4 protein-coding genes are annotated in these 3,466 nt (G+C 64.5%); all 4 read right to left on the bottom strand.

Annotated elements, in window-relative coordinates; all coding sequences use genetic code 11:
• The coding region (locus K8I04_15405; protein ID MBZ0073102.1) for a segregation/condensation protein A at positions 1-721 on the bottom strand (721 nt) is incomplete at its 3' end.
• A 115-nt stretch (positions 722-836) separates the two neighbouring features.
• A complete protein-coding gene (locus K8I04_15400; GenBank protein ID MBZ0073101.1) occupies positions 837-2,024 on the bottom strand; it encodes a tryptophan--tRNA ligase in 1,188 nt (395 codons plus the stop codon).
• A gap of 76 nt (positions 2,025-2,100) precedes the next feature.
• Positions 2,101-2,754 carry a site-2 protease family protein gene (locus tag K8I04_15395; protein MBZ0073100.1) on the bottom strand — a complete coding sequence of 218 codons (654 nt, stop codon included), beginning with the start codon at positions 2,752-2,754 and terminating at the stop codon, positions 2,101-2,103.
• Positions 2,755-2,827: 73 nt separating this feature from the next.
• A complete protein-coding gene (locus K8I04_15390) occupies positions 2,828-3,448 on the bottom strand; it encodes a threonylcarbamoyl-AMP synthase (GenBank protein ID MBZ0073099.1) in 621 nt (206 codons plus the stop codon).
• Between the last annotated feature and the right edge of the window lie 18 nt (positions 3,449-3,466).

The following is a 3,466-nucleotide window of genomic DNA, read 5'->3' as shown; positions in this document are numbered from 1 at the left end:
CCACCCCCATGCGCCCCTCCTCCACCGTGAACAGCTGTTCGAACTCCACGAACTCAGTGGTACCCACGCGCGCCAATACGTCGGACATGCGCTCGCGCACCGACAACGCCTCCATCTGGATGTGGTGATGGGTGAACATCTGGGCACGCTGCATGACCTGTTGGAAGGCAACCAGGATCTCCCGGAGATCGACGTCCGGCACCTGGCGGCTGAGCTGGCGTTCGGGCACGGGCGCGGTGGCGGGGAACACGTCACGGCCGACCTGCGGCAGCGCATCGAGGTCCTCGGCGGCCTGCTTGTAACGCTCATATTCCTGCAGACGTCGTACCAGCTCGGCGCGCGGGTCGTCCTCCTCGGCCTCGGCATCGGGCGAACGCGGCAGCAGCATGCGCGATTTGATCTCGGCGAGCATGGCCGCCATGACCAGGTATTCCGCCGCCAGCTCCAGGCGGATCGTCTGCATCAGGTCGATGTACTCTATATATTGCCGGGTGATGGCGGCGATGGGGATGTCGAGGATGTCCAGGTTCTGGCGCTTGATGAGATACAGCAACAGATCCAGCGGGCCCTCGAAGGCCTCCAGGATGACCTCCAGCGCGTCGGGCGGGATGTACAGGTCCTGGGGCAGCGTGGTCAGCGCCTCGCCATGCACGATGGCGAAGGGCATCTCGACCTGCTTGGGCGCTTCGCGGAGTTCCTGCGGGTTCGGCGTATCGCTCATCGTTGCATCCTGATTACATCCTGATCACATTCGGGGCGCGCGCCTCCGGCTGACATCCCGGCCGATTCTACCCGAAGGGAACGGCCCATGTCGGGCGAATTGGTCGTTCTACTTTTTATTTGTAATTCAAACCAATTGCAGAACGTACTTCCTGCAACGTCTCACGCGCCACATCGCGTGCCTTGTCGCTGCCCTCCTCGATGATGCTGCGCACCAGGCCGGGGTTGGAGACGTACTGTTCAGCGCGCTCGCGGATCGGCGCCAGCTCCGCCAGCACCGCATCGATGACCGGCTGCTTGCACTCCAGACAGCCGATGCCGGCGGTGGTGCAGCCCGCCCATACCCACTCGCGCACCTCCGCATCGGAATAGATCTGGTGCAACGTCCAGACCGGACACTTGTCCGGGCAGCCCGGGTCGCTGCGCCGTACCCGCGCCGGGTCGGTCGGCATGGTGCGGATCTTCTGCCGCACCTGCTCGGGGTCCTCGCGCAGGGTGATGGTGTTGCCGTAGGACTTGGACATCTTCTGACCGTCCAGGCCGACCATCTTCGCGGCCGGGGTCAGCATGGCCTGCGGCTCCGGCAGGATGATGCGGCCGCCGCCCTCCAGATAACCGAACAGGCGCTCGCGGTCACCGATGGTGAGGTTCTGCTGTTCCTTCAACAGCGCGTGTGCCACCGCCAGGGCCTCGGCATCGCCCTGCTCCTGATAGCGGGTGCGCAGGTCACGGTAGAGGCGCGCACTCTTCTTGCCCATCTTCCTGGCCGCCGCCTCCGCCTTCTCCACGAAGTCCGGCTCGCGGCCGTAGAGATGGTTGAAGCGCCGCGCGACCTCGCGGGTGAGTTCCACATGTGCGACCTGATCCTCGCCCACCGGTACGCCGTTGGCGCGGTAGATGAGGATGTCGGCACTCTGCAGCAGCGGATAGCCGAGGAAGCCATAGGTGGCCAGGTCACGTTCCTTGAGCTTTTCCTGCTGATCCTTGTAGGTCGGCACGCGTTCCAGCCAGCTCAGCGGCGTGATCATCGACAGCAGCAGGTGCAGCTCGGCATGCTCCGGTACGCGCGACTGGATGAACAGTCGCGCCAGGCTGGGATTGACGCCGGCGGCCAGCCAGTCGATCACCATGTCCCAGACGTTCTGGGCAATGATGCCGGATTCCTCATAATGGGTGGTCAGCGCATGCCAGTCGGCGACGAAGAAGAAGCATTCGTACTTATGCTGCAGGGCGATCCAGTTCTTCAGCACCCCGTGATAATGGCCGAGGTGCAGCTGGCCGGTCGGGCGCATGCCGGACAGCACGCGCCCCTTGGTCGGTAGAGCGGCATTCAAGCGGTTGTCTCCACAGCCTTGTATTCACCACCCATCATGGCGCCCCTCAGAGGCCCACCAGGGACACCAGCAGCCGATCCAGCGCCATGATGGGCGGACCGATGATCGCGCCCAGCACGCCGGTGATCATCAGCGCCACCAGAACGAAAAATCCATAGGGCTCGATGCGACTCACCGTCAAGGCAAGCTTGTCGGGCAGCAGGCCGACCAGCACACGCCCGCCGTCGAGCGGCGGCAGTGGCAGCAGATTCAACACCATCAGGATCAGATTGAGCAGAATGCCGACCTTGCCCATCAGGATCAGCGGCACCGAGAACCACAGGTTTGCCGTGTTCAGCGCCAGGCCCAGTTTCGCGACCAGCGCCCAGATCACCGCCATGCCGAGATTCGCCAGCGGCCCGGCGACCGCGACGATGGCCATGTCGCGCTTGGGGTTGCGCAGGTTGCGCCAGTCGACCGGCACCGGCTTGGCCCAGCCGAAGATGAAGCCACCCGCATACAGCAGGATGGCGGGCACCAGGATCGTCCCGACCGGATCGATGTGCTTGAGGGGATTGAGCGTCAGCCGCCCCAGCATCTGCGCAGTGCGGTCGCCTAAACGCAGTGCCACCCAGCCGTGTGCGACTTCGTGCACTGTGATCGCGAACAGCAGCGGCAGGGCCGCGATCGCGGCGTATTGAACCAGGCTCAGACCGTACATCGGCGCAGTATACCTTTATTCGGCCCCGGGCCCGACATCCCCGACATCCCCGCTACCCTGCCAGGGCGACGCGTCACTGGAAGACGTCCGTAGGCCCCAGCCCTTCGCGCAACACCGCTACCGTCTCGCCGGTCATATCGATGACCGTCGTCGGCTCGGGGCGGCAGCCGCCGCCGTCGATCACCAGGCCGGTCTCATGTTCGAGCCGGGCACGGATGGCCTGCGGATCGACCTCCGGCAGGTCCTCGCCCGGCAGGATGAGCGTGGAGCTCATCAGCGGCTCGCCCAGTTCCTCCAGCAACGCCTGGCTGATGGGATGGTTCGGGATGCGGATGCCGATGGTGCGGCGTTTGGGGTGTTGCAGCCGGCGCGGCACCTCGTGGGTGGCCTTGAAGATAAAGGTGTACGCACCGGGCGTGTGCGCCTTCAACAGCCGGAAGGCGCTGTTGCTCACCTTGGCATAGGTGGCGATCTGGGACAGGTCGCGGCACATGAGGGTGAAATTGTGCTTGTTATCCAGATCGCGGATGCGCCGGATGGTCTCCATCGCCCCCTTGTCGCCGATGATGCAGCCGAGTGCGTAACTCGAGTCTGTCGGATAGGCGATCACCGCGCCCTCGCGCAGGATCTCCACAGCCCGGCGTATCAGGCGCTTCTGTGGATTGTCGGGATGGATCTCGAAATATTGGCTCATGGGGGGGTGGGATTCGGG

This window comes from Gammaproteobacteria bacterium, assembly GCA_019911805.1.
Classification (GTDB): Bacteria; Pseudomonadota; Gammaproteobacteria; order Thiohalobacterales; family Thiohalobacteraceae; genus JAHJQQ01.
This window is presented reverse-complemented; position numbering and strand designations above follow the sequence as displayed.